We start from the raw sequence: 23,358 nt of genomic DNA on the forward strand, positions 1-23,358 counted from the left end.
ATAACACAGGAAGGTCGTGGATGACTACACTCAATTATACGGTAAAATTTCATAAAACCGTTTTGGTGAGTTTGATTGGTTTATGCTTAAGCCAATCTTGCTTCGCACTTGAAGAAATGTCTGATGAAAAGTTAAGTGATACCACAGGCGAAGGTATTGCTTTATTGCCTAGAGACACTTATATGGTTTTTCAGGGCGCTGGAGTTAACCAAACTCAAGATACTGTGCTTACAAATCGTAGTTTAGACACAGGCTATATCTATTATGTTCCTGTGGGACCTTTGTCATCAATCGTTCAAGATACCAATAAAGATGGTGTTGTGAATGCCAGTGATCATTCAGTCGGGAAAGCTGATTTATATCTATATGGTTTAGCGTTGTCTAAAAATGCCAGCAATAATGCCAACCTTAGATTGGATGCGGGATCAACCAATGGCGTAGCGAATGCTGCGATTAAAAGCTGGGGAACTGCAACCAACCCTTGGATATTCAATGTAAAAACAGACCTCAATGTACCTGACTTTGGTGCAGGTGCGGGTTCTGTAACGTATTTAAATTTTGAAGCGCCGTTATATGAAAATTTATATTCATTTGCTGCTGATAAGAAAACAGTGACGACCAGTGCTTTTGTCAATGATGTTGGTGGGGAAGATGCATATAACCTTAAACTTGCATTTTGGGCAGATGGTTTTGTACGCGATCAAAGTAAGGCTGACAAAGATCCAAATCAATTTAATCTAGGCGAGGGGTTTAGTACCACTGCGACGGGGCGAGCAAACCGTATTCGCTTACAAGGTATCTTTAACGGTTTTGGATTAAATGGCAGTAAAATTCAATTATTCCAAACGCTCGGTGGTGCTACAAATACGGGTGGTATGAGTGCTTTTTATAACAATACTTTAGGTTTGGCTGGTGTTATACGATTAAATAGTGGTGATGGTTCAAAATTATTGGGAACATCTACAGCAAACTCATGGACTGCTCCAGCGAATTTGATGAGCCATGTTTTTAGGATTAGCACTCAAGAATGTGGGGTTGGTAACTTAAATGGTTGTACCACACCTTCAGCGCAAGACATCTTGTCGACTCCAGCTATTAATGGCGGAACAGCACCGACTTTTTCAGATAAAGAAGGTATTTATATTTATAATTTGAATACCAATTTGGTGCTTGGTTCATTATATCAGCCTTTGATTCTCGGATCTGATGGCACAAACTTTAGTATAGAACTGGCTAGAATCCCAAATAAAGAATCAATTTATAAGAAGATCTATACGGATTATACAGGGGCGGATACTTCATATACTGGGTCTACTTGTAATGTTTATAACTGTGGCACAAGTTCAATAGCGGGTTATCAAGGCAGTTCGGCAACACACAGTAGTATTAGTATAGGGACTGTTTATAGTATGGATGCAGGGAAGACTTTACTTGCAGATAAATCAGCAGGGGCTGTAGGGGTTTCATTTAATCAATTAAACAATGCCACCAGTTCAAATGCACAGAATAACTTAGGATCTGCCTTGATTGATGGAATGCTGATTCAGCATATGAAAATAACCACCAAAGGCCTATAGGATAGGAAGAAATATAATGAAAAAAATAGTACTTCTTATTTTAACCAGTTTGGTGAGTTCTCATTTGGCAGCGATGGAGGCTTTAACTGATTCAGACATGCAGCAAGTTGAAGGACAAGCAGGTGCCGATTTATCTTTAAAATTGGTATTGAACCAAATTAATGCAAGTGATTCATATTACACCACAAATAATGCCTATAAGTTTGATAATGGTACTGGCGGTATTTGTGAGAAATTACAATTTTGTCATTTGGCATTGTCTGTCAATAATCGCTATGTTGATGCAAATGGTTTAGCCAGTAGTACTGAAGGGAATAAACTTTGGGTGGTCTTTAAAGGTGTACAAGGGACGATTAATATCCAGAAATTGGGTTTGGACGGTGTTGATTTGGTCTATAAAAATACCACTGCTATGCAGATGATCAAACCCGCAATTCAGTTATCTTTTGATGCGAATCAACCGATTCAAATTCGTAATTTTGGCTTCAACTCTCTTTCTATCGAAAAAGATGATTTCACCAGTAAAACTAATCCAGATGGAACAGTTACGGAAAACTCATCGGGTGCAACGGAAGGCCAGTATGGTTATTTAAAAGCCAATAAATATGTAGCAAAACCTCAAACAACGGGCGCTAATGGCTCTACCGCAAACAATTATGATGTCGGTCGAGAAACGGGCTTTATGGGGGTACAAATGAACGGTAATCTTGTGCTGCAGGGCAAGCTGATGATGTTTAGTTGTGATTCTACAATGAATAAGCGTTGCTAAAATAAATCTGAGGGTTTAGGGATGAACATTAAAAAACAACAATATGGAAAAAGATTTATTTTAAATACATTGGCTTTGAGTTTGTTGGCTATACATGCACCTGTTTATGCATTACAAGCTTTAGATGATAGCGATTTAAGAAACGTAAATGGTCAGGATGGCGTACATATAGAGGCTAGCTTAAAAGAAGCCAATATTAAAACATTGTACTGGACAGATCAGGCAGGTCGCGCAGAAGCAGATGCAACCAGTCAAGCGCTCGTTGCAACAGCAGATACGGTTAAAATACAACAGAGCAATACTTCTACAGATCCATTAAAAGCAGATATCAAGCTTAATATGGGCACTGTTGCGGGCAAAACTGGAGTGAATTTAGATTTATCACTCTCTCCTATGCTGATGACCGTCGATTCATTTCGTGTTTGTGATAGTGATCCAAGTGGGGCGCGTTGTAGTGCAAAATTGGGTAATTTAGCGGTACAGACGGCTTCAAATACCAGTATTGGATTAAAAACAAGCAATGGTCTTTTAAGTAAAACAGATCAAGTTGAGTTAACTTTAGGGCTTCAAAATGCCAACATCTATTTAGGCCAAAGCAGTGCCACAAATCAATTAAATCAACTGATTTTAAAGAATTTTAACTTTAACTTTAAAGGAAAAGGTTTTGCGTTTATCGATGCAGCTGAAGGCTTTAAATTACAAATGAATTCTGGAACTAATATCGCGGGTGCAAATCAGGCACCAGATACGAACTATGGTTATGTAGATTTAACCCGTGTGGTTGATCCCGCTTCATTAAAGGCGGGTTTTATAAACACAGGCAGTTATGGAAATGGGACTTCCACAACCAATGCGGGTTTAAATCTTGAAATTATGGTGAATAATAAAGGGATCAATCCTACATCGCTTTATGATGTCGATAGCTATAATACGCCAACAGGTGCTAAAGGGCTGATTCGCGTGGGTGCCAGTGGGCGTATGGTGAATGGTTCATTGCAATTTCGTGGTGTACAGAATGCCAGTAGTTTAATTGGTTCTGCTGTTAATTCGAGTGGTGCAGACACTGGAAAAGATATTGTTGGTGGTTCTGGTATCGCATTTCGTATGAAGACGGATTTCACCAAAGAAGGTGACACCATGCTTGCTGGTGGTGGCGATGCAACCACTTTGGAAATTGGTGGTGCTGGATTAAATAGTTACGGTTTTGAGTTTGGTAATTTAACCGGTTTACAAAAGGGAACGCGTGCTTCTTTTGACACAGGGAATGTTTTTTTAAACCTTACCGACTCTAAGCAAGTTACGATACCTGTAAACACAACCTTCCAAAATTCAAGTTTTGGTAATGGCCAAGCTTTAACCAATTTAAGTGATTATAAACAAGATATTTATACGACCCTATCAGCTGGTAATCGTCCTTATGCTGTGGTCGCTTCAATTCGTGGTGGGGAATTCCAAGCCATCTCTAGACGAGGGAGATTTACCACTGCCGCTGGTGTTGCTGCTGGTAATTTATTTACAGAGAGTGGTTTAAATAATCAGTGGGGACTGGCTTTACCCTTTTATAACTTAAATGCCAATTTAGCGATGTATGGCACAACCGTTGATGCTGATAAAGCCTATTATTATTCAGCAGATGGTGCGAAAAGCAGTGTCTCAAATACAGCCGGTATGCAAACCTCTAGACTCGGTTTTTCTTTAGGTTTAAGTACAGAGGGTGTGGATAAAAATGGTACAACTAAGCTTGGCAATAAAACAACCTCGATTCTGGTGATTGATGGTGGTCAGGTGAAAAATGATGCAGGTATTCCAATTGCGGGTACCTCTAAAGACTATTATTTAGGTTTAAGAAACATCGATATGTTGCTGAAAGGTAATGGCAGTATTGGAGTTGAAAACGGAAGTTTAAATTTAAGTTTAAAAAATATGTTGGTGGTGATGGCAGCTGAAGTTGCGGCAGGTTATTTACCTGGAACAACTTATGCATCATGTGCAGGTGGTATTGCGACAGCAAGTGTCGCTTGTGGCAACAAGGGAGCATCTGATTCCAATAATTTCGCCAAAAGTGATGATGTCTTGTTTGGTCTAAAACTTCGCTTTGGTGGTGATATGGATTTGTCACTTATTCCAAATAGTGAAATTAAAGCAGATGGCACAGGCAATCGTTTAACTGTGGTCGGTGATTTAAAATTAGCAGCTACAAATAACACCATCCAGATTAGTGATCCTGTCAATGGTTCTATACTCGGTTTAGATAACTTGACGGGTGATATTCGCTTTAACAATGCTATTGTGCTCAGTAAAAACTCAACGAGTGGGACTGGTCAGGTTGGATTTAATGCAAGTTTACAATTTAATCCAACACAGTCAGTCGGCGGTGTATTTAGAGCGAGAGATTTAAATTTCTATCCTCCATCTATAAATGGTGCTTTAGTATCAGGTGCGCGCTTAGGTGAAATTGCGTTAACAGGAGGCCGGTTGACCAGTGAATTCAACATTGTTCCACGGAATTAATTCGTTATTGGTCGGCTTGTGCTTTTATCGTACAGAATTTCTGATTAGACTGTGATGTGGTAGGCAGTATATAAATTTTCCTAAGGATTAGGATAATGAAAAAAAATAGAAACCTAGGATGTATATCATTATTGATACTGAGTCCAATTGCGCTGGCAATGGAACCTATGGATGATCAAAGTCTTTCCCAAACAACGGGGCAAGATGGGATAAATGTTGGTATAAATCTGAGTAAAGTTCAACTCAATCAAATTTCAATTATTGATCGTGACGGATTAGGCTCAACTGTGAATGATGCAAATAAAGCATCGCTGGTTCTTGCGGGTAAAAGTGCTGGTACGGTTGCTGACCAAAGTGTTGATATTACTTTTCTAGGCGCTTCAAACACCCCAACCATGAATATAGTCATGGATACCGATGGGGGTGCTACAGGTGGAGCAAGTGGTAAACCTTTTGCCAATATTGGAATGAGCTTCGGAAGCAATATTACGGGGATTAAAGTTTCACCATTTGCGCTTTACTTGGCTGGAGCGAGTTCATCTTCAGGGCCTGCTGGATATCAATCTATTTTTACAGGGACCAGTGAAAAATCCGATGTCATTAAATTTTTAAAACTGAGTGATGGTTTTGATATCAACTTTGCTGCATCCAAACCAACCATTAATTTACAGTTTGGCAATGCGCCTCAAGGGCGTATGATTGCCTTTGGTGGTGCAATTCAATCGATTTGTGGTACAGGATCAGGCTGTGCTATTGCACTTTTATCGGATGATAGTGATATTGGTGCAAATTTTAACTTCCAATTAACTGGAACAGATAAGGTCAATGGTTTTTCATTAAACGGTTTCTATGCTGGCGTTGAACCAACAGGTTTTGTCTTTGGTAATACAGGTGAATCGAGTAAGTTTGATCTGGGTATCAATCAGATGATTATGGGAACGAGTGGGGCAAGTGCGACAGGGACTTTTAATGGTCTGCAAAATGGCTCGATGGGGAACTTTGGGGCAATCGGAACATCAGTTACAGATTTAAAAGTAAAAATTAATGGTCTGTAATGATGGTCTATAAAATACCAAAGCATAAAAAACCCTATAAGTTGTGTGCTTATAGGGTTTAGTTTATTTCAGAGCTTTTTTAATGCGGTTGAAAAATTACTTCACCAATTTAGCCATTAAATCATCTTTGCTTAAATTTACAGATTCGGCATCTCTACGACCTTTATATTCAAAAGTACCTGCATCTAAGCCTTTTTCACCAATGACAATACGGTGAGGAATACCTGTTAGTTCCAAGTCAGAGAACTTAACACCAGGACGCTCATTACGATCATCCAGTAATACATCATAGCCTGCAGCTTGTAATTCAGTATAAAGCGCTTCAGCTGCTTCAAGCGTACGTGGAGATTTTTGCGCATTCATTGGCACAATTGCAACTTCGAAAGGGGCAATTGCAGATGGCCAAATAATACCTTTCTCATCAAAGTTTTGTTCGATCGCGGAAGCAACTACACGGGTTACACCAATTCCATAACAGCCCATTGTCACTACCAATGGTTTGCCATCATCACCCAAAACTTTACAACCGAGTGCTTCTGAGTATTTGGTGCCCAATTGGAAAATATGACCAACTTCAATACCACGTTTAATTAAAATCGTGCCTTGACCATCTGGAGATGGGTCACCTTCAACCACATTACGTAAGTCAAAAACTTCTGTAAATGTTGCATCACGGTCCCAGTTGATACCAGTGGCATGTTTATCGACCTCATTGGCACCCGCAACAAAATCTGAAAGCACAGAGGCTGCACGGTCAATAATCACAGTTAAGCCTTTCTCAACCAGTCCTTGTGGTCCGCAGAATCCCGCAGTTAAACCAAGAGCATTCAGTTGAGTATCTGTTGCAAATGTTAAAGGTGCTGCAATCAGTGGATGCTTTTCAGCTTTAATTTCATTGAGCTCATGGTCGCCACGTAGGAATAACGCGATTACAGGAACATGACCCTTTTCATCAGCAATACCTTGTACAAGTAAGGCTTTTACGGATTGCGCTGGATCTGTATTTAAAAATGTAGAAACATCAGCAATGGTTTTTTGATTTGGTGTCTCTACAATTTTTAGATCTTGGCTAGGTGCTGCGCGTTCACCAGTCAATACTGCTTCAGCCATTTCAACATTGGCAGCATAGTCAGATTGTGTTGAGAAAGCGATATCGTCTTCACCACTTGATGCAAGTACGTGAAACTCATGTGAACCTGAACCACCAATCGATCCTGTATCTGCTTGAACAGGGCGGAAATTTAAACCTAAGCGGGTGAAAATTCGGCAATACGTGTCGTACATAACATCATAAGTTTCTTGTAATGACGCTTGATCGACATGAAAAGAATAAGCATCTTTCATAATAAATTCACGCGAACGCATCACACCGAAACGTGGACGAATTTCATCACGGAACTTAGTTTGAATTTGATAGAAATTCATTGGAAGTTGTTTATAACTTTTTAATTCATTGCGAGCCAAATCCGTAATGACTTCTTCATGTGTCGGACCAAGAACAAAGTCATTGCTATGGCGGTCTTTAAAACGCAACAGTTCTGGGCCGTATTGTACATAACGACCAGATTCTTCCCATAGTGAAGCCGGTTGCGTCACGGGCATTAATGTTTCCAAAGAACCTGCACGATTCATTTCCTCACGAACAATCGCTTCAACTTTATTGAGCACACGTACACCCATCGGCAACCAAGTGTATAAACCTGAAGCCAATTTACGGATCATCCCAGCACGTAACATGAGCTGATGTGAAATGACTTCAGCATCGTTTGGGGTTTCTCTTAACGTTGCAAATAAAAAGCGACTCGCGCGCATGGAAACTGTCCTAAAATTTTTAGATTTAAAGGAATGATTATACGATAAAAAAATACGATAAAAAAATAAGCTGAACATTTTTAATGATTGTTTAAATTGAAAACTTTCTATTCTTATATTGGCGATGCGATCAGAGCTCGGTTTTAACTTGAAATTATCCGATATCGTGATAGGTTGTTCAAATCATTTATATTGTTTTGTTAAGTTTTTATCAACAATAGGGTCAAGAAGTTTCGAATTAAAAAGTGATTATTCAAGTTTTTTAAGGCGATTAATAATATCATCATAGTAGGTTTGTGTCTTGCGGTAGTTGTCTTGTAGGCTTCCAATATAATTCTTTGTTTTATCTATGTTTTCAGAATTGTATTTAATCCGATCTTTGAGTGTAACAGGAACAGAGTTACCTTTGCGGTAGTATTCCATTTCTTGTCTTTTAAGTATAATACGATCACTTTGAAGCTGTTTAAGTGTTTGGTTTTGTAGTGTTATTTGTTGTTTTATATTGCTTAGAAGTTCATTTCTTTTGTTAACAGCGACAGATGAGTTGCCATAGGCACGCTTTAAGCGCGCATCTTGTTCTAATTTACGCACTTCAGATGCGCGTGACGTCGATTGCTGTAAATCTTTTTCGACATTATAAGCGTGATTTCGTTTGATCACTTGCATGTTGCGATCCAGCGCTTCATAACCATTTTTTATGTGTGCTGGTGTGACCGAGGTGCTGATATTGGCCACTCCATTTTTATCATAATATCGATACCATACCGCTTTAGCCTGAGGCGTATCGGCATAGACCGATAAAGTACAGATGAGTAAGCTGACTGAAAGGGCGGTATTGCATATTTTTTTTGTTTTTGACGCTATATTTTGGTAATAGATTATTCTATCCATTTAAAGTCTACCATCCCCAAAAAATCAATGTAAGTTATATGATTTTGAAACTATCTTTGGTCATTTTATGTGGTTACAAAATTTTAATAAACAATTAACTTCTAAAAAAAAGCAGAATATTTTTTTTTATGTGAGCTTTACTGTGTTTTACTGTTTGAAGTGAGATTTCCGACAAGAAATGTTCATTGATAAAGTGAGTTAATATATGTTAAAAAAACATGATTAATTGTAAAAATAAATCTGTACAGCACAATTCATTCCAAGCTTACGGAAAGGGGCATTAAATGGACGATAAATTTCAAAATCTAAAAGTCATGGTGATCGATGATTCTAAAACCATTCGTCGTACTGCTGAAACATTATTACAAAGAGAAGGTTGTGAAGTTGTCACTGCTGTAGACGGTTTTGAAGCCTTATCTAAAATTGCTGAAGCAAATCCAGATATTGTTTTTGTCGATATCATGATGCCTCGTCTAGATGGCTACCAAACCTGCGCTTTGATTAAAAACTCCCAAAATTATCAAAATATTCCAGTCATCATGTTATCTAGTAAAGATGGCTTATTTGATCAAGCAAAAGGTCGTGTTGTCGGTTCGGACGAATATTTAACAAAACCATTTAGTAAAGATGAACTATTAAATGCTATTCGCAATCATGTGACTGCTTAACTGAACGGTTAATTTGGGGGAAATAATGACAAAAATTTTAATAGTTGATGATTCACCAACAGAAATGTTTAGATTTAAAGAAATTCTAGCTAAGCATGGATTTGAAGTGATTGAAGCAACCAATGGTGCAGATGGTATTACACTCGCGCAAGCTGAATTGCCGGATCTTGTGTTAATGGATGTTGTTATGCCTGGTGTAAATGGTTTCCAAGCGACTCGTCAGATCGCACGTGGTGCAGCGACCAAGCATATTCCAATTGTGATTGTAAGTACTAAAGATCAAGAAACCGACCGCGTTTGGGGAAAACGTCAAGGGGCTTGTGACTACTTAACCAAACCGATTGATGAGAATCAGCTGATCAGTACGATTAAGCAACATCTACAAGCAGGATAATGTATGGCAGCAAATGGATTTATCGAATTACTTCGATTGTCTAAGCGAGGAAATAAAAATTACGCTGACAATGAAAATGAAGTAAACCGATGGTCAGGCATTGCATTTGAAATGATGGGGCAATATTTTGTTGCGCCTTTGGGTGAGGTTTCAGAAGTTATTTATCCGCCAAAATACACACCCGTTCCCAATGTTCAGGGATGGGTGAGAGGTTTAGCGAATATTCGCGGACGGTTATTGTCAGTTTCTGATTTGGCTTTTTATTTAACGGGGCAAAGAAGCCAATTTTTACCTACTCAAAAAGTCTTATGTATTAGTCATAATGACCACTATGTTGGTCTGATCGTAGATCAGGTTTTGGGGATTCAACATTTTAATAAAAAAGGTTTTTTTTCTAAAAACAATCAATTAGAAGAAAACCTTCAAACCTATTGTCAGGGATATTTTCAGCAGCATAATCAGGCTTGGAATATATTCTTGTTTAGTCGTTTGTTAAATGATCCTCAATACATGAATGCATCAGAAAAATTTATAAACTAGCTTTGACGCCTAATGAGAGTTAAGCGAATCGGGAGAAGCTGAATGGGCTTTAAACTAAAGAAGAAAAATACAGGGGATACTGCTCAAAAAAGTAGTTCAGGCGTATTAACCAAAACCAAATCAAAAATTGATGAATTTGCTAAGTTGTTTGGGGAAAGCGACAAATCAAAGCCATTTATTCAAATGGCAATTGCCAGCATCATCGTTGCGATTATTTTGCTTTTGGTTCTATTCTATACAGTTCCTCGAAATAACGACTTAACTCGTAGCTTGGGTGAATTAAAACTTTTATCACAGACCTTATCTCGTCAAGCAGCTGAAGCCACTGGATCAGGTTCGACAAAATCAATAGAGGCTTTAGTTGCATCACAAAAGAAATTTAAAGAAAACTTAGATGTTGTCAAAGATATTCATGCATCTTCAAAACAAGTGGAAGACGTTGAAAAAACATGGAAACAAGTTTCTGCTGATATCGACATGATTGCGACACATCAAAAGATCATTAACCAATTATATGATACCAATATCGCTGTTGCGGATGTGATCCCTGGCATGCAGGCTGAATATAATGCAATGGTTGACCAAATGGCACGTGACAATATGTCAAGTACTCAGGTTGTTATCGCAAAAAACCAAGTATTCCTTGCGGAACGTATTTTACGTTCTATTGGTTCAGTATTAAGTGGTTCAGAGAATACCCGTGTTTCAGCAGATGACTTTAATGCGGATACCGAAACATTTGGTACGTATTTAAATGCGCAACTCAATGGTAGTGCCGATTTAGGTGTAATACGTATTGATAAACCTGAACTACGTGAGTCTTTAGAAAGTATTAAAGCGGATTACAATGAAATTGTGCAATTGGCATCAACTTCTGTACTAAAGAACTCTGATCAGATTTTTAAAGTACGTCAGGCATCGTCAGACATCTTTGCGCAATCGGATAATTTATTAAAAGGTTTAGATCGACTTTCGGTAAATACTGGTGTGGGTACGATTTTACCTGCATTGATTTTACTCCTTGCACTTGGCGCATTCTTATTTGCTGTATTTAAACTACTCGGTTTACGTAGTGAGTCAGATAAAGTTCGTGTAACACGTTTACAAGATGAGTATGACCGTAACCAGAATGCGATTTTACGTTTACTTGATGAAATTGCCGATTTGGCAGATGGTGATTTAAGTTCGTATGCTACGGTATCGGAAGACTTTACTGGTGCAATTGCCGACTCGATTAACTTTGCGATTGACCAATTACGTGACCTGGTATCTCGAATTAATGACACTTCTCAAGAAGTTGCACAATATACGCAGAATACGCAACAGATTACTAACCAGTTGGCTGAAGCTTCTGAGCATCAGGCGCAAGAGATTGCAGGGGCATCAACAGCGATTAATGAAATTGCACAGTCGATTGACCACGTATCTGCAAATGCTGCTGAATCAGCAGAGGTAGCACAGCGTTCTGTACAAATTGCATCAAATGGTGCAGATGTGGTAAACCGTTCAATCGAGGGGATGGATACGATTCGTGAGCAGATTCAAGAAACTTCTAAGCGTATTAAACGTTTGGGTGAGTCTTCTCAAGAGATTGGTAACATCGTATCGCTGATTAATGATATTGCCGACCAAACCAACATCTTGGCATTAAACGCAGCAATTCAGGCATCTATGGCAGGTGAAGCGGGTCGTGGTTTCGCCGTGGTTGCGGACGAGGTACAGCGTCTTGCTGAACGTTCAGCATCTGCAACCAAGCAGATTGAAACACTGGTTAAAACCATTCAGACCGATACCAATGAAGCCGTAATTTCAATGGAACAAACCACCTCGGAAGTTGTGCGTGGTGCGAACCTTGCAAAAGATGCGGGTGTTGCCTTGGGTGAGATTCAAACAGTATCAAGTAACTTGGCTGGTTTGATTGAAAGTATTTCTGAGTCAGCGAAATTGCAGTCTGCTTCAGCAGGTCATATTGCAAATACGATGAATGTCGTACAAGAAATTACCTCACAAACCACTGGTGCAACATTTGATACAGCCCGTTCGGTTTCTGAATTGGCAAGTATGGCGGATTCATTACGTCAATCAGTTTCAGACTTTAAACTGCCTGACTAAAACGATTGATACTTTATATATGTGCAATATCGACTGTAACAAGTGGCTATTGCACAGAATGGAACGCCTTCTAAAGCCATTCAGCTTGACTGTATTTTGAAAGGTTTTAGTCCCAAAGACGGGAACTAACATAGAAGCCTGAGCTATGAAAGAAATATTAAAACATTTAGTGGAACAAGTTACTTTACCTGAAGATGCGTATCTTGGTCAGGATGAGGAAATTTTAGAAATTTTTGTAGAAGAACTTGAAGAAATTTTTGAACAGCTACAAACCTCTCTTGATCGATGGCAACTCGAAGAGTTTAAAGATACCGAATTGGTCAATATTCGCCGTTATTTTCATACGCTTAAGGGGTCTGGGCGTATGGTGGGGGCTAAACGTTCTGGTGAACTTGCTTGGACTGTTGAAGATACATTAAATCGTATTATTACGAAAAATCTGGAACTTACTTCCGAGATTCAACACTATGTAAGCGCAGTATTTAATATTTATAAATTCAAACTCTACTCAGAGTTTTTAAATCGAAAACCGCATCATTTAGATTTAGCACCTTTGGTGTATTTGGGGCAACAGCTACAACAGAAACAAAGCTTAGAACCTGCTTTAGATGAGTTATTGGCATTATCAAATACACTGGATAATGAAAATGTCATTACTGGTTTGGAGATTGGTGAAGATAATACAACAGCAGAAGTAACCTCAGTGACCACTCCGCATGTGGTTGATCTCGTTGCAGATGGCTCTACAGATACGACTGAAGAAGAAGTGGCAGTTGAATCGACTGTTGCAGATGATAGTTTAACCTCTGAAACCTTGGAAATCTTTGTTGAAGAGTCAGAGGAGCATCTGGCGGCAATTAAAGACTTTTTGCACTTAGAAGAACATACGCCTGATCAATATAATCGCTTGATTCGTGCCTTGCATACTTTGCGTGGCAGTTCTTCAATGGCGCATGTCAATGAGGTCTTTGAAGCAAGTGGTAAGGTCGAGCATTTATTTAAAGTATTGGTTCAAGAAGATACCGAGTCCTCAAAAAATGAAAATGCGCTACTGACTTACTATGCTGAATTTGTCAGTGATTATCTCTATGTTTTAAAGCTGAAAGGTAATCAAGCTGTTGAGCTACAAACCATTTATCAAAAATTTAATGATGCTTGGGAACGCTACGATTTCCAACATCAATATCAACATTCGCAAACGGGTTTAGTCACACAATTGGTTGATCTTGAGATCGATCTATTGCTTGATGCCGAGTTTGAGTTTGATAAGCGTGCCCAAGTTGAATATCCAGCATATTTCCAACAACTGGCTCAACAAGCGCAGATGTTGATAGATCATACCAATAATCGTGCTGCACAAGGCATTCATGATTTTAGTCTTGCTTTAAAAGATGGTTATGAACAAGTTATTCGCAAGCCTGATTTATTAAATACTGATTATGCTTTTGAAATGTTTTCTAAGGCCCATCAGGAATTTATTCATTTATTCGATACTTTGGCATCAGGACAAAGAGTCAGCCTAAATGAATCAACACAAGCGATTTTGGCTGAGTTACATGACTATTTACACCAAGAAATAGACACTGGTGTTGCTGGTCAAATTGTTGAAACAAGGATTGCGCTAGACACTGAACAGCAGCCAGGTACAGTCTCAATTGCAGCGAACCCTGTTGAATCAGTAGGGAACTATGTACTGACGCAAATTAATCTGGATAAACAGAATATTGAATCAGAACATAGTCAACGTGAATTTGATGCTGATGTCCTCGACATTTTTATTGAAGAGGCTGACGAGTTGTTGGTTGGGATGGACCATGACTTAAATACTTGGTCAATTCATCCTGATGACACAACAGCACTAAACAATTTGATGCGTTATTTGCATACCTTAAAAGGTGGTGCAAATATGGTGCAAGCGACCCATATTGGTTTGATTGCGCATGAGTTAGAAACCATTTATGAACGCGTGATTAAAGGTCAACTCAAAGCAGAACCACACATTATTCAAGCAATTCGTTTAATTCAAGATGATGTGGCAGATCGCATTCAATTGATTCGTGAAAAAACAATTGATTATCCTGCAACTCATATTCTCAATGTTTTACACAATATCGATCAGCAAGATCCGATTGAAACTGTTCAAGCGCCAACAGTGGTTGAACCACAATTTAGCCATGATTCAGCAGATTTACATGAAGTCGCATATGTTGAAGACGATATCGTTTTAGCGATTGATCAAACTCCAGAATTGCTTGAAACTGAACCCTCGGATCAAGATCAACAACCTGCAATTGATGCTACTCAATTGTTTATAGATGCAAATCAAGATGCAGGTTTAGATCCTGTTGAAGTTGTTGCCCGAGAAACCTTTATCGAAGAAGCAAGAGAGCTGATTGATGATGGTTTAAGCATTTTATCTCAATGGTTTGATCAGCGTAGCAACCGTAGCTTCCTACTCCAATTACAACGTATTGCACACAGCTTAAAAGGCGGTGCAAAAATGGTGAAATTGGAAGAAGTTGCTGATATTGCATATGAATTAGAAAATGCATTTGAGCAATTTGGTTTACATAATTTTAACTCGAATGTTTATGATGGTTTACTGGAAAAAACCTTTCATTGGCTAGATGCAGCAATCTTTAAACATCACTACGATAACTTTGAAGGCTTAAAGTCGAGTTTACATGGCATTGAATATGTTGATGTTTCTGCACAGCTTCCAGAAAAATTATCTCGAACAAATTTAATCTTTGAGCAATCGATCAGTGAGTTTGTTCAGGGGGATGGTACTGAGCCACCGTCAATGCTGGGTGAATGGGATCTTTCACAAAAAACTGAATCCAACAATGAGATGATTCGTATCTCTGCGGATTTGGTTGAAAAAATGATTGACCTTTCTGGTGAAAACGCGATCAACCGTTCACGTATTGAGATGGATTTGGGGCAGTTAGGGAATACCTTGACTGATATGGAGTTGGCTATTCAACGTTTGGCTGATCAGCTACGCCGTATGGAAGGTGAGTTAGAAAGCCAAATTATTGCAAAACATGGTGATTTAAGCGCTCGCTATGCAGATTTTGACCCTTTAGAAATGGACCAATATTCATCTCTAAACCAGTTATCAAAATCGTTGGCTGAATCTGCATCTGACTTGGTTGATTTTAAGACCACGTTGGCTGAAAAGATTCGTGATACTGAAGGTTTATTGCTTCAGCAATCTCGTATTCAAGCTGAAATTCAGGAAAGCTTGATGCGTACTCGTCTGGTACCATTCTCAAGATTGTTGCCTCGATTACAGCGTTTGGTTCGTCAGACCTCTTCAACCGTGAATAAACCCACTGAGCTTTTAGTCAATAATACTGAAGGGGAGTTGGATCGTAATATTCTGGAAAAATTAGTTTCACCGTTAGAGCATATGTTGCGTAATGCGATTGACCACGGGATTGAAGATGCGGAACAGCGTCAGAAGTCGGGCAAAGCGTTGACAGGTCGAATTGATTTGAATATTAGTCGTCAAGGTACAGATGTGCTTGTATCGTTTAAAGATGATGGTAAAGGAATTGATCCAAAAGTTATTCGTGATAAAGCAATCGAAAAAGGCTTAATCAAAACTGATCAGCAGTTAGAGCCTGAGGAAATCCTACAGTTTATTTTCCATCCAGGTTTTAGTACAGCACAGCAAGTGACACAAATCTCTGGTCGTGGTGTTGGCTTGGATGTTGTGCAAAGTGAAATTAAATCACTTGGTGGACAAGTGAGTGTCAGTTCTGAGTTGGGGCATGGTTCAACCTTTACGATTACCGTACCTACAACAGTTGCGGTCAGCGATGCCTTGATGGTGAAAGTCGGTGATCAGCAATTTGCAGTCCCATTATCGCAAATTGATCGTATTGTTCGAATTTCACCAGCCGCTTTGGAAGAATATTTTGAAACTCAAAATGACTATTTTGATATCGATTTCCAAAGCTATAAGCTACGTTATTTAGGTGAGTTTACCTCGAATCAAGTCACTCCACGGTTACATGGGCTTGCACATTCATTACCAGTGTTGTTGATCAAGGGAAGCTTGGGGCAATCCATTGCCATTCTGGTTGATCAGTTAATTGGTTCACGTTCACAAATTGTAGTTAAACCGATTGGTAAGCAGTTTGCTACCATCAATGCGATTGCGGGTGCAACCATTCTGGGTGATGGTCAGGTGTGTTTGATTTTGGATGGACAAAATATTGCACGACAAGTTCAAGCATCTACCCGAGGTGGCGCTGAACATCTTCAACATGATAAACAACGTCATCGTGATCAACGCCGTTTGATTATGATCGTGGATGATTCAGTTACCGTTCGTAAGGTCACTTCACGTTTGCTTGAACGCCAAGGTTTCGATGTGATTACTGCGAAAGATGGTGTGGATGCGATTGAGCAACTTGAAAATGTCAAACCAGACTTGATGTTGCTGGATATTGAAATGCCTCGAATGGATGGTTTTGAAGTCACCAACTTGGTTCGCCATCATGAAATTCACCGCGATTTGCCAATCATCATGATTACGTCACGAACAGGTGAAAAACATCGTGAACGGGCATTTAGCTTAGGTGTGACAAATTATATGGGTAAACCATTCCAAGAAGCTGATTTATTGGAAAATATTGAAGCTTTGTTGACGGTTAAATAGGAACGCTCATGACAAAGAATATCGAAAAGTCTGCAATTGATAAAATTAGCACACGGGAATTACAGCATTTAATTACGGTGTCTACTGGGTTTATTGATGCATATATTATTGATTGTTATGATAAAGCACCAATGTTATTACCCCAAAATGTGGTGCTTTCTGCTCAGAATAGTCCAACCTATGTCAATGTCGTGGAATGGCATGAAAAGAAGTTACCGACATTTAGTGTCAGTGATCCTAAAAAGACCCTGGGTGTCGCACTGATCATTGAAGGGGAAGATGCAGACGAGCGTTTTGCCTTGATGTGCAATGAAATGCCAAGCTCTATACGGCTACGGATTTCAGAAGTGGTCGACGCAGAGGATAGCATCAAAGATAAGACGATTTTACAATATGTGAAAATTGGCGATAAGACTTATCATGTGCCGGATTTGGATCAAATCCAGTTACAGATTGGGATAAAGAAGGCTTGATCTGCAATGCTTTCAAAGCTTATCTGTAAAAAAGGACGCATTTGCGTCCTTTTTTACTTAGTGAGAATCGCTCAGCTTAAGCGAGTAATTCGACTAAGATTTGTTCGTAGATTTCAGCCAAAGGCTCTAATTCAGCAATATTCACATGCTCATTAATTTGATGAATCGTTGCGTTTAAAACACCTAACTCAAGCACTTGAGCGCCTGTCGGTGCAATAAAACGACCATCAGAAGTCCCACCACTGGTTGAAAGTTCGGTCTCTGTCCCTGTCACATTTTTAATTGCAGTTCGTGCAGCATTGACCAATTCACCGACTGGGGTTAAGAAGGGCAAACCTGATAAGGTCCACTCAATATCATAATCAACATGATGGCGATCTAAAATCTCAAGAACACGTAATTTGAGTTGATCTGCAGTCACTTCAGTTGAGTAACGGAAGTTAAAGGTAACGGTCATCGTGCCAGGTACAACATTGGTTGCGCCTGTACCTGCTTGAATATTGGAAACTTGGAATGAAGTTGCGGGGAAGTATTCATTGCCATTGTCCCACACCGTATCACATAGTTCAGCTAAGGCTTTTGACGCGGTATGAATGGGGTTGATGGCTAAATGTGGGTAGGCAACATGGCCTTGTTTCCCTTTTACTGTTAACACTGCATTTAATGAACCACGACGGCCATTTTTTACGATATCGCCCAGCGTATCTGTACTTGAAGGCTCACCGACAAGGCACCATGTCATTTTTTCATTACGTGCTTCTAAGGTTTCGACAACTTTAACCGTACCATTGATCGAAGGGCCTTCTTCATCAGAGGTGATTAAAAAAGCAATAGAACCTTTATGGTTGGGATGATTCTTTACAAAACGTTCAGATGCAACCACCATTGCAGCCAATGCTGTTTTCATATCAGCACTGCCACGACCATAGAGTTTGCCATCACGAATTTCAGGTAGGAATGGATCAGACTCCCATGCATCTAGATGACCTGTAGGCACAACATCGGTATGACCTGCAAAACAGAAAACTGGAGATGCCGTTCCGCGTCTTGCCCAAAGATTATCAACATCTTCAAAACGCATATTTTCAATATTAAAGCCAATAGCAGACAGACGATCTGCCATGATAGTTTGGCAGGTATGGTCTATAGGTGTCACGGAAGGCTGACGAAGAAGTTGTAAACTCAGTTCTAAGGTATCCGAATGATTCATGGACATTGATCAAGTAAGTAAATTGAACAATATAATAGAGGAAGATAAAACCGAATGAAAACCTTAAAGCTTGAGAAAGGATAAAACTATTTAAATTGGCATTAAAAAAGCCTTATCTATTGAGATAAGGCTCATGTTGTAGAATGAAGTTGAGTCTTACAATTTATTTTCAACTTTTTCTGCAGAATTCGTAACAGCATCCCCCGCTTTAGATACATCCTTACCAACACCTTTAAATGTGTTGCAACCAGCTAAAACAAAAGCGAATAACATTGAAACTGCTAAAATTTTTTTCATTACTATCTCCGTGTTTCACGCGTTAATTAGAATTTTAGTATACGAGCATCGGGTCAATATATCGTTATGTTTTTATGAGTGGATTGGTTAAACCGTGTATAAGAAACGTGAATAATTAAGCATTTATGTCAAAGAAAAGCGCCAGAGGGGCTTGGCGGTACATATAAAATTGCAGGCTATGGGTATCATGATATAAACCATTACACCAAAATTGGGCAGCAGCTGAGCTTTGCTTTAGATCTGGACAAATCCATTCATGCCGTTGTAGACGGTAAAAATCTTGTGCAATGTGATGTCCCCATTGACCCAATCGACGTTGTGTATTAATCCATGAGGGGGGTGCAACACCGTCTTTATTGTGAGGCAGATAAAGCTGTCCTTTCATCACAGCCAGTTTCTTTTCAATTTTAAGATCTAAAGCCTGGGTAAATTGAAATTGTTTTTCTGAGAAATGATTTAGTTTTCGTAAAAGGGTGTCGCTACGATTTAGACCATACCAATGCTTTAAGTGTAAGTTTGATTCGCCTAAATAGTACTTTAAAGCAACTTCCCAATGCTCAATCTGTTTTGTGGCCTGATTACGAACAAGGAAATCAATTTCGCCTAATGTATTCTTTGCTTCAATGATTTGGATACTATGCTGAATCAGTTGATAGTGTTGATTGGCTTCATCTTGTAACCAGAACCAAAATAAATATTCAAAACGTAAACCTAAACGTGTGCTTTTAAGCTGTTGTACAAATTCAATGAGTGGGGTGGGGTCATGATCAAGTTGATCTAAGCGTGTTTGAAAATCTATATATTGTTGTTGCCAAAACGCCGTGTCGTGTACTTCAAAACGATTTTTAATTTCTAATTCATCAGGCAGATGCTGAATAATATTGGGACTGGCAATGCAAAAAGCCAATTGACGAACAATAGGGTGTTTGTACTTTAACCAAGGCTCAAAGAAGTCTGTCATTGTATGTTGTCCTAAGCTGAGGACTCACTCAGTTTATTTTTAAAGAAAAGGTTTTTAGTGTGTTGAGATTCAAGCAAATAAGTGAATCAACATGCAAGCTCAATTTGACTGTATTGGAAATGATGAACACCGTGATTTTAAAATACAATGATTTCAATTGATTTAAAATATACTGGCAAAATCATTTGGGCGGTATACTAGTCGAATGGGCAGATTGAGTTAATCTATGAAAGTTTTGTTTTGGCGAACATTGGTGATTGTTTTTATTGTACTCGGGTTTATTGGGGCAATATTACCGGGAATGCCAACGACAGTTTTCCTCATCTTGGCAGCTTGGGCGGCATCAAAAGGTTGGCCACAGGTTGATGCTTGGTTACTCAATCATCCAAAATATGGTGCAACGCTTCGTGCTTGGCGTGAAAATGGGACTGTGCCACGTAAAGCAAAGTGGATCGCCAGTATTATGATGTTGATCAGTGGAGTAATTATGTTATTCACCAATGCACCACTGGCTGTGAAAATTTTTACCGATGTGACCATGTTGATTGTGGCTATCTGGCTTTGGTTGCGCCCTGAACCAAAACCTATTGTAAAAAATCTGAATGAAATGGATAAATCCGAATAGCCTTTATTTGATATTCTTGATCATTCAGTACTGAATATTTTATTAAGTTTAGAGCAAATAGATAATAGGGTTAAAATATTGATTAAATGATCAACTCAATTTAATTAAAATACAGGTTTTAAAACCTTATAAATAGATAAATAATAAACAAAAAACACCAATTTAAACTAAAATGATCTATTTTTTAATCACTCAAACCTAAAATAGGTAAAACATCGAGAAAAGCGTTTGACACTCAGTAAAGATTCTCTATAATGCACCTCACAAACGATGAAGTCGTTAGGGCGCTTAGCTCAGTTGGTAGAGCGTCTGCCTTACAAGCAGAATGTCGGCGGTTCGATCCCGTCAGCGCCCACCAAGCTTTAACGTTGAATTTTTAGTGCAGCGGTAGTTCAGTTGGTTAGAATATCGGCCTGTCACGCCGAGGGTCGCGGGTTCGAGTCCCGTCCGCTGCGCCACTTAAATTCAATCATCGTATGTATAGCAATTCATTTGTTAAAGTGCAGCGGTAGTTCAGTTGGTTAGAATATCGGCCTGTCACGCCGAGGGTCGCGGGTTCGAGTCCCGTCCGCTGCGCCACTTTAGAATGATTTTGCAGTGACATGTAATACTGAATTAGAGTCTAAATAGTTTTTTATTTATTCTAGTTTAGGGCGCTTAGCTCAGTTGGTAGAGCGTCTGCCTTACAAGCAGAATGTCGGCGGTTCGATCCCGTCAGCGCCCACCATATACAATGCAGCGGTAGTTCAGTTGGTTAGAATATCGGCCTGTCACGCCGAGGGTCGCGGGTTCGAGTCCCGTCCGCTGCGCCATTTATCTTATTTCCTGAGATCAAGATATTTGGATGTATAAGAATTTGAAAGGAAATATAGTTTTTTTTTATGTTCTGATAAAGTAATATTGTGATGATCCTCACTCAGGGCGCTTAGCTCAGTTGGTAGAGCGTCTGCCTTACAAGCAGAATGTCGGCGGTTCGATCCCGTCAGCGCCCACCATATACAACGCAGCGGTAGTTCAGTTGGTTAGAATATCGGCCTGTCACGCCGAGGGTCGCGGGTTCGAGTCCCGTCCGCTGCGCCATTTATCTTTTTTCCTGAGATCAAGATATTTGGAATAGTAAGAATTTGAAGTTTTTGATTTTTAAAGATCAAACATTATAGACTTTATATCGCTTACTCCCCATCTTTAGGATAGAACTTAAGATTAAATCATCGATTTTTCTTATAGGTTCAAACAGAGTAAACAACTTTGTTTATCCACACTCAGGGCGCTTAGCTCAGTTGGTAGAGCGTCTGCCTTACAAGCAGAATGTCGGCGGTTCGATCCCGTCAGCGCCCACCAAATTTTCCAATCTAGTTATTTGTTTAGAACTTCTGTATAATATATAAGCATAAGTATTTTAAAAATAAATTTTCTATGAGAAATCCATATCAACGTAAAGCTGCGTCTTCAACTCAAAAAAACTCAGTTCAAACCCTAGACCAATACAAACATTTTGTCGAAATGATTGTTTCGCAAACTAAGGTTTTTGTTCTGTATGATGATGGCTGGGCTTTGTGCGCATCACCGACAGGGCAACAGTCTTTAGCTGTTTGGCAAAGTAAAAATTTGGCACAACTTCTGATTAAAGATAACTGGAGCCGTTACGCAGTTCAAGAAGTTGAACTCATTGTTTTTATTGAACAGATGATTCCTTTTATCAAACAAAATAATACCGCAATTTCTATAAATTTAACCCCTGAAGGGCGGAATATTTTAGTTTCGACAAATAAATTTTTACTCGATATCAAAAATTATTTATATCAGATGTATACGACTCAACCTGAGTTATTTCAAAACAATAAACGCTTACCGTTACCACGGAAAATTCGCTTACATCAGTAACGCTGTATAAACAATCATATGGCGTTCTACGTCTTAATATTCACCGAGCACCCAACCGCTGATATAGGCAAAATACTCTCTTAACCATGCGTTATAGCGTGTCGTGAGTGGAGTTTCAGCACCTACAGTAATGAAGTTATGATAGCCTTGCTTTCTGGCGATTGCTGCGGCACGTAAGGTGTGAAAATCACTGGTCACAATCGCAATTTTAGAGTCTAAAGTTAAACCATGCGCTTTTAAAATCGCTTGGCTATTTTTTAGATTTAAGTCAGTACTGGTACTTTTATTTTCTTGTAGGACTCTACTGGCTTGGATTTGCATATGCTCTTGTAAATATTGCGACATAATTTCCGCTTCAGGTTTTTCTTCACCAAAATCTAAACCACCACTGACAATGATCAAAGCTTGTGATTGTTGTTTTGCAATTTCACCGGCTTGATCTAAACGTTTTGCGAGGGTCGGTGAGGCTTTTCCTTGAGTAATGCCACTGCCTAAAACAATAATTGCTTGTAGATTGTTTTCTGCTGTATTTTGTTGGGATTTTAAGTGGATATAACCAAAGAAGCCGATTAAGCTGACTGACCAAAGTGTAAATAGAACCCATCCTAAGCGCCAGATTTTCTTTAACTTTAAGTGTTGTGCCAAATACTGCTGAATGTGTTGGCTCCATAGCGCTGTAGTGATAAAGACTAAGCCAATCAGCAAAGGGAGTATTGTTCCTAAGTGGATTTTTTTATATAAAATTAAAATAAATCCATCGAGGAATAAGACAAATCCCAGCAAAAAAAAGACAATGCGGAAGAGTTTATTGTTATACATGGGTGAAAACAAATCATTAAAAATTAGTCTAATTCTAAACGAAATCTGTGTATTTATTATATATGAATCAAAAAAAACCGAGCAATCG

At 39.0% G+C, this 23,358-nt stretch carries 18 protein-coding genes and 8 tRNA genes; 20 read left to right on the top strand and 6 right to left on the bottom strand.

The genetic code is table 11. The annotated features are described in order from the left end of the window. The first annotated feature begins 20 nt into the window (after positions 1-20). The 4 genes from CQZ96_RS17250 to CQZ96_RS17265 all read left to right on the top strand — a co-directional run bounded on the left by CQZ96_RS17250 (position 21) and on the right by CQZ96_RS17265 (position 5,912). Positions 21-1,577 carry a hypothetical protein gene (locus CQZ96_RS17250; RefSeq protein ID WP_004723809.1) on the top strand — a complete coding sequence of 519 codons (1,557 nt, stop codon included), beginning with the start codon at positions 21-23 and terminating at the stop codon, positions 1,575-1,577. A 16-nt stretch (positions 1,578-1,593) separates the two neighbouring features. Next, complete coding sequence (locus CQZ96_RS17255; protein ID WP_004723808.1) at positions 1,594-2,346, top strand: DUF6160 family protein; 753 nt, start codon at positions 1,594-1,596, stop codon at positions 2,344-2,346. A gap of 21 nt (positions 2,347-2,367) precedes the next feature. After that, positions 2,368-4,857 (top strand): DUF6160 family protein, encoded by a 2,490-nt coding sequence (locus tag CQZ96_RS17260; protein ID WP_105714358.1) that lies wholly within the window; start codon positions 2,368-2,370, stop codon positions 4,855-4,857. Between the two features lie 95 nt (positions 4,858-4,952). Next, positions 4,953-5,912 carry a DUF6160 family protein gene (locus tag CQZ96_RS17265; RefSeq protein WP_105714357.1) on the top strand — a complete coding sequence of 320 codons (960 nt, stop codon included), beginning with the start codon at positions 4,953-4,955 and terminating at the stop codon, positions 5,910-5,912. Between the two features lie 96 nt (positions 5,913-6,008). On the opposite strand, the gene CQZ96_RS17270 is transcribed toward CQZ96_RS17265, so the two are convergent. Both CQZ96_RS17270 and CQZ96_RS17275 read right to left on the bottom strand, forming a co-directional pair. Continuing rightward, positions 6,009-7,724 (bottom strand): proline--tRNA ligase, encoded by a 1,716-nt coding sequence (locus tag CQZ96_RS17270; protein ID WP_105714356.1) that lies wholly within the window; start codon positions 7,722-7,724, stop codon positions 6,009-6,011. A 249-nt stretch (positions 7,725-7,973) separates the two neighbouring features. After that, a complete protein-coding gene (locus CQZ96_RS17275; RefSeq protein WP_105714355.1) occupies positions 7,974-8,615 on the bottom strand; it encodes a hypothetical protein in 642 nt (213 codons plus the stop codon). Positions 8,616-8,899: 284 nt separating this feature from the next. Between CQZ96_RS17275 and pilG the strand changes: the two genes are divergently transcribed. The 6 genes from pilG (at position 8,900) to CQZ96_RS17305 (ending at position 17,474) form a co-directional block, all read left to right on the top strand. After that, positions 8,900-9,283, top strand: a complete 384-nt coding sequence (pilG, locus tag CQZ96_RS17280; protein ID WP_004723803.1) for a twitching motility response regulator PilG — start codon at positions 8,900-8,902, stop codon at positions 9,281-9,283. 25 nt (positions 9,284-9,308) lie between these two features. Then, a complete protein-coding gene (locus tag CQZ96_RS17285; protein WP_004723801.1) occupies positions 9,309-9,677 on the top strand; it encodes a response regulator in 369 nt (122 codons plus the stop codon). A 3-nt stretch (positions 9,678-9,680) separates the two neighbouring features. Next, a complete protein-coding gene (locus CQZ96_RS17290) occupies positions 9,681-10,217 on the top strand; it encodes a chemotaxis protein CheW (RefSeq protein ID WP_004723799.1) in 537 nt (178 codons plus the stop codon). Positions 10,218-10,259: 42 nt separating this feature from the next. After that, positions 10,260-12,329, top strand: coding sequence for a methyl-accepting chemotaxis protein (locus tag CQZ96_RS17295; protein ID WP_105714354.1), 2,070 nt, complete (start codon positions 10,260-10,262; stop codon positions 12,327-12,329). A 145-nt stretch (positions 12,330-12,474) separates the two neighbouring features. Then, positions 12,475-17,001 (top strand): Hpt domain-containing protein, encoded by a 4,527-nt coding sequence (locus CQZ96_RS17300; RefSeq protein WP_105714353.1) that lies wholly within the window; start codon positions 12,475-12,477, stop codon positions 16,999-17,001. A gap of 8 nt (positions 17,002-17,009) precedes the next feature. Next, a complete protein-coding gene (locus CQZ96_RS17305) occupies positions 17,010-17,474 on the top strand; it encodes a hypothetical protein (protein ID WP_105714352.1) in 465 nt (154 codons plus the stop codon). Positions 17,475-17,550: 76 nt separating this feature from the next. Here the strand turns inward: CQZ96_RS17305 and dapE are convergent, their stop codons facing one another. The 3 genes from dapE to CQZ96_RS17320 all read right to left on the bottom strand — a co-directional run bounded on the left by dapE (position 17,551) and on the right by CQZ96_RS17320 (position 19,942). Further along, positions 17,551-18,684: a succinyl-diaminopimelate desuccinylase gene (gene dapE / locus CQZ96_RS17310; protein ID WP_004723792.1), complete on the bottom strand. Its 1,134-nt coding sequence runs from the start codon at positions 18,682-18,684 to the stop codon at positions 17,551-17,553. 156 nt (positions 18,685-18,840) lie between these two features. Beyond that, positions 18,841-18,981, bottom strand: a complete 141-nt coding sequence (locus CQZ96_RS17315) for an entericidin A/B family lipoprotein (RefSeq protein ID WP_004723791.1) — start codon at positions 18,979-18,981, stop codon at positions 18,841-18,843. A gap of 115 nt (positions 18,982-19,096) precedes the next feature. Then, complete coding sequence (locus CQZ96_RS17320; protein ID WP_105714351.1) at positions 19,097-19,942, bottom strand: DUF1853 family protein; 846 nt, start codon at positions 19,940-19,942, stop codon at positions 19,097-19,099. 226 nt (positions 19,943-20,168) lie between these two features. On the opposite strand from CQZ96_RS17320, the gene CQZ96_RS17325 reads away from it, so the two are divergent. From CQZ96_RS17325 to CQZ96_RS17370, 10 genes are all read left to right on the top strand, one after another. Next, entirely contained in the window at positions 20,169-20,567 is a 399-nt protein-coding gene (locus CQZ96_RS17325; protein WP_004723787.1) for a YbaN family protein, read from the top strand. Between the two features lie 282 nt (positions 20,568-20,849). Beyond that, a tRNA-Val gene (locus tag CQZ96_RS17330) sits at positions 20,850-20,925 on the top strand. Positions 20,926-20,948: 23 nt separating this feature from the next. Further along, positions 20,949-21,025, top strand: a tRNA-Asp gene (locus tag CQZ96_RS17335). Between the two features lie 44 nt (positions 21,026-21,069). Then, positions 21,070-21,146 (top strand) — tRNA-Asp (locus CQZ96_RS17340). Between the two features lie 72 nt (positions 21,147-21,218). Continuing rightward, positions 21,219-21,294, top strand: a tRNA-Val gene (locus CQZ96_RS17345). A gap of 8 nt (positions 21,295-21,302) precedes the next feature. Then, positions 21,303-21,379, top strand: a tRNA-Asp gene (locus tag CQZ96_RS17350). A 107-nt stretch (positions 21,380-21,486) separates the two neighbouring features. Then, positions 21,487-21,562 (top strand) — tRNA-Val (locus CQZ96_RS17355). 8 nt (positions 21,563-21,570) lie between these two features. Continuing rightward, positions 21,571-21,647, top strand: a tRNA-Asp gene (locus CQZ96_RS17360). 185 nt (positions 21,648-21,832) lie between these two features. After that, a tRNA-Val gene (locus CQZ96_RS17365) sits at positions 21,833-21,908 on the top strand. 75 nt (positions 21,909-21,983) lie between these two features. Next, the gene (locus tag CQZ96_RS17370; protein ID WP_034613763.1) at positions 21,984-22,451 is read left to right on the top strand and encodes a DUF2750 domain-containing protein; all 468 of its coding nucleotides are present in this window, start codon (positions 21,984-21,986) and stop codon (positions 22,449-22,451) included. 33 nt (positions 22,452-22,484) lie between these two features. Here CQZ96_RS17370 and CQZ96_RS17375 read toward each other — a convergent pair whose 3' ends face one another. After that, positions 22,485-23,270: a YdcF family protein gene (locus CQZ96_RS17375; RefSeq protein ID WP_105714350.1), complete on the bottom strand. Its 786-nt coding sequence runs from the start codon at positions 23,268-23,270 to the stop codon at positions 22,485-22,487. Positions 23,271-23,358: the final 88 nt, after the last annotated feature.

It is taken from the genome of Acinetobacter sp. MYb10, from assembly GCF_002980175.2.
Taxonomy (GTDB): domain Bacteria; phylum Pseudomonadota; class Gammaproteobacteria; order Pseudomonadales; family Moraxellaceae; genus Acinetobacter; species Acinetobacter guillouiae.

Excerpts from the sequence above, each read along its gene's own strand:
- CQZ96_RS17250 (WP_004723809.1), top strand. The coding sequence starts at position 21 with ATGACTACACTCAATTATACGGTAAAATTTCATAAAACCGTTTTGGTG.
- CQZ96_RS17255 (WP_004723808.1), top strand. The coding sequence starts at position 1,594 with ATGAAAAAAATAGTACTTCTTATTTTAACCAGTTTGGTGAGTTCTCAT.
- CQZ96_RS17260 (WP_105714358.1), top strand. The coding sequence starts at position 2,368 with ATGAACATTAAAAAACAACAATATGGAAAAAGATTTATTTTAAATACA.
- CQZ96_RS17265 (WP_105714357.1), top strand. The coding sequence starts at position 4,953 with ATGAAAAAAAATAGAAACCTAGGATGTATATCATTATTGATACTGAGT.
- CQZ96_RS17270 (WP_105714356.1), bottom strand. The coding sequence starts at position 7,724 with ATGCGCGCGAGTCGCTTTTTATTTGCAACGTTAAGAGAAACCCCAAAC.
- CQZ96_RS17275 (WP_105714355.1), bottom strand. The coding sequence starts at position 8,615 with ATGGATAGAATAATCTATTACCAAAATATAGCGTCAAAAACAAAAAAA.
- pilG (WP_004723803.1), top strand. The coding sequence starts at position 8,900 with ATGGACGATAAATTTCAAAATCTAAAAGTCATGGTGATCGATGATTCT.
- CQZ96_RS17285 (WP_004723801.1), top strand. The coding sequence starts at position 9,309 with ATGACAAAAATTTTAATAGTTGATGATTCACCAACAGAAATGTTTAGA.
- CQZ96_RS17290 (WP_004723799.1), top strand. The coding sequence starts at position 9,681 with ATGGCAGCAAATGGATTTATCGAATTACTTCGATTGTCTAAGCGAGGA.
- CQZ96_RS17295 (WP_105714354.1), top strand. The coding sequence starts at position 10,260 with ATGGGCTTTAAACTAAAGAAGAAAAATACAGGGGATACTGCTCAAAAA.
- CQZ96_RS17300 (WP_105714353.1), top strand. The coding sequence starts at position 12,475 with ATGAAAGAAATATTAAAACATTTAGTGGAACAAGTTACTTTACCTGAA.
- CQZ96_RS17305 (WP_105714352.1), top strand. The coding sequence starts at position 17,010 with ATGACAAAGAATATCGAAAAGTCTGCAATTGATAAAATTAGCACACGG.
- dapE (WP_004723792.1), bottom strand. The coding sequence starts at position 18,684 with ATGAATCATTCGGATACCTTAGAACTGAGTTTACAACTTCTTCGTCAG.
- CQZ96_RS17315 (WP_004723791.1), bottom strand. The coding sequence starts at position 18,981 with ATGAAAAAAATTTTAGCAGTTTCAATGTTATTCGCTTTTGTTTTAGCT.
- CQZ96_RS17320 (WP_105714351.1), bottom strand. The coding sequence starts at position 19,942 with ATGACAGACTTCTTTGAGCCTTGGTTAAAGTACAAACACCCTATTGTT.
- CQZ96_RS17325 (WP_004723787.1), top strand. The coding sequence starts at position 20,169 with ATGAAAGTTTTGTTTTGGCGAACATTGGTGATTGTTTTTATTGTACTC.
- CQZ96_RS17370 (WP_034613763.1), top strand. The coding sequence starts at position 21,984 with ATGAGAAATCCATATCAACGTAAAGCTGCGTCTTCAACTCAAAAAAAC.
- CQZ96_RS17375 (WP_105714350.1), bottom strand. The coding sequence starts at position 23,270 with ATGTATAACAATAAACTCTTCCGCATTGTCTTTTTTTTGCTGGGATTT.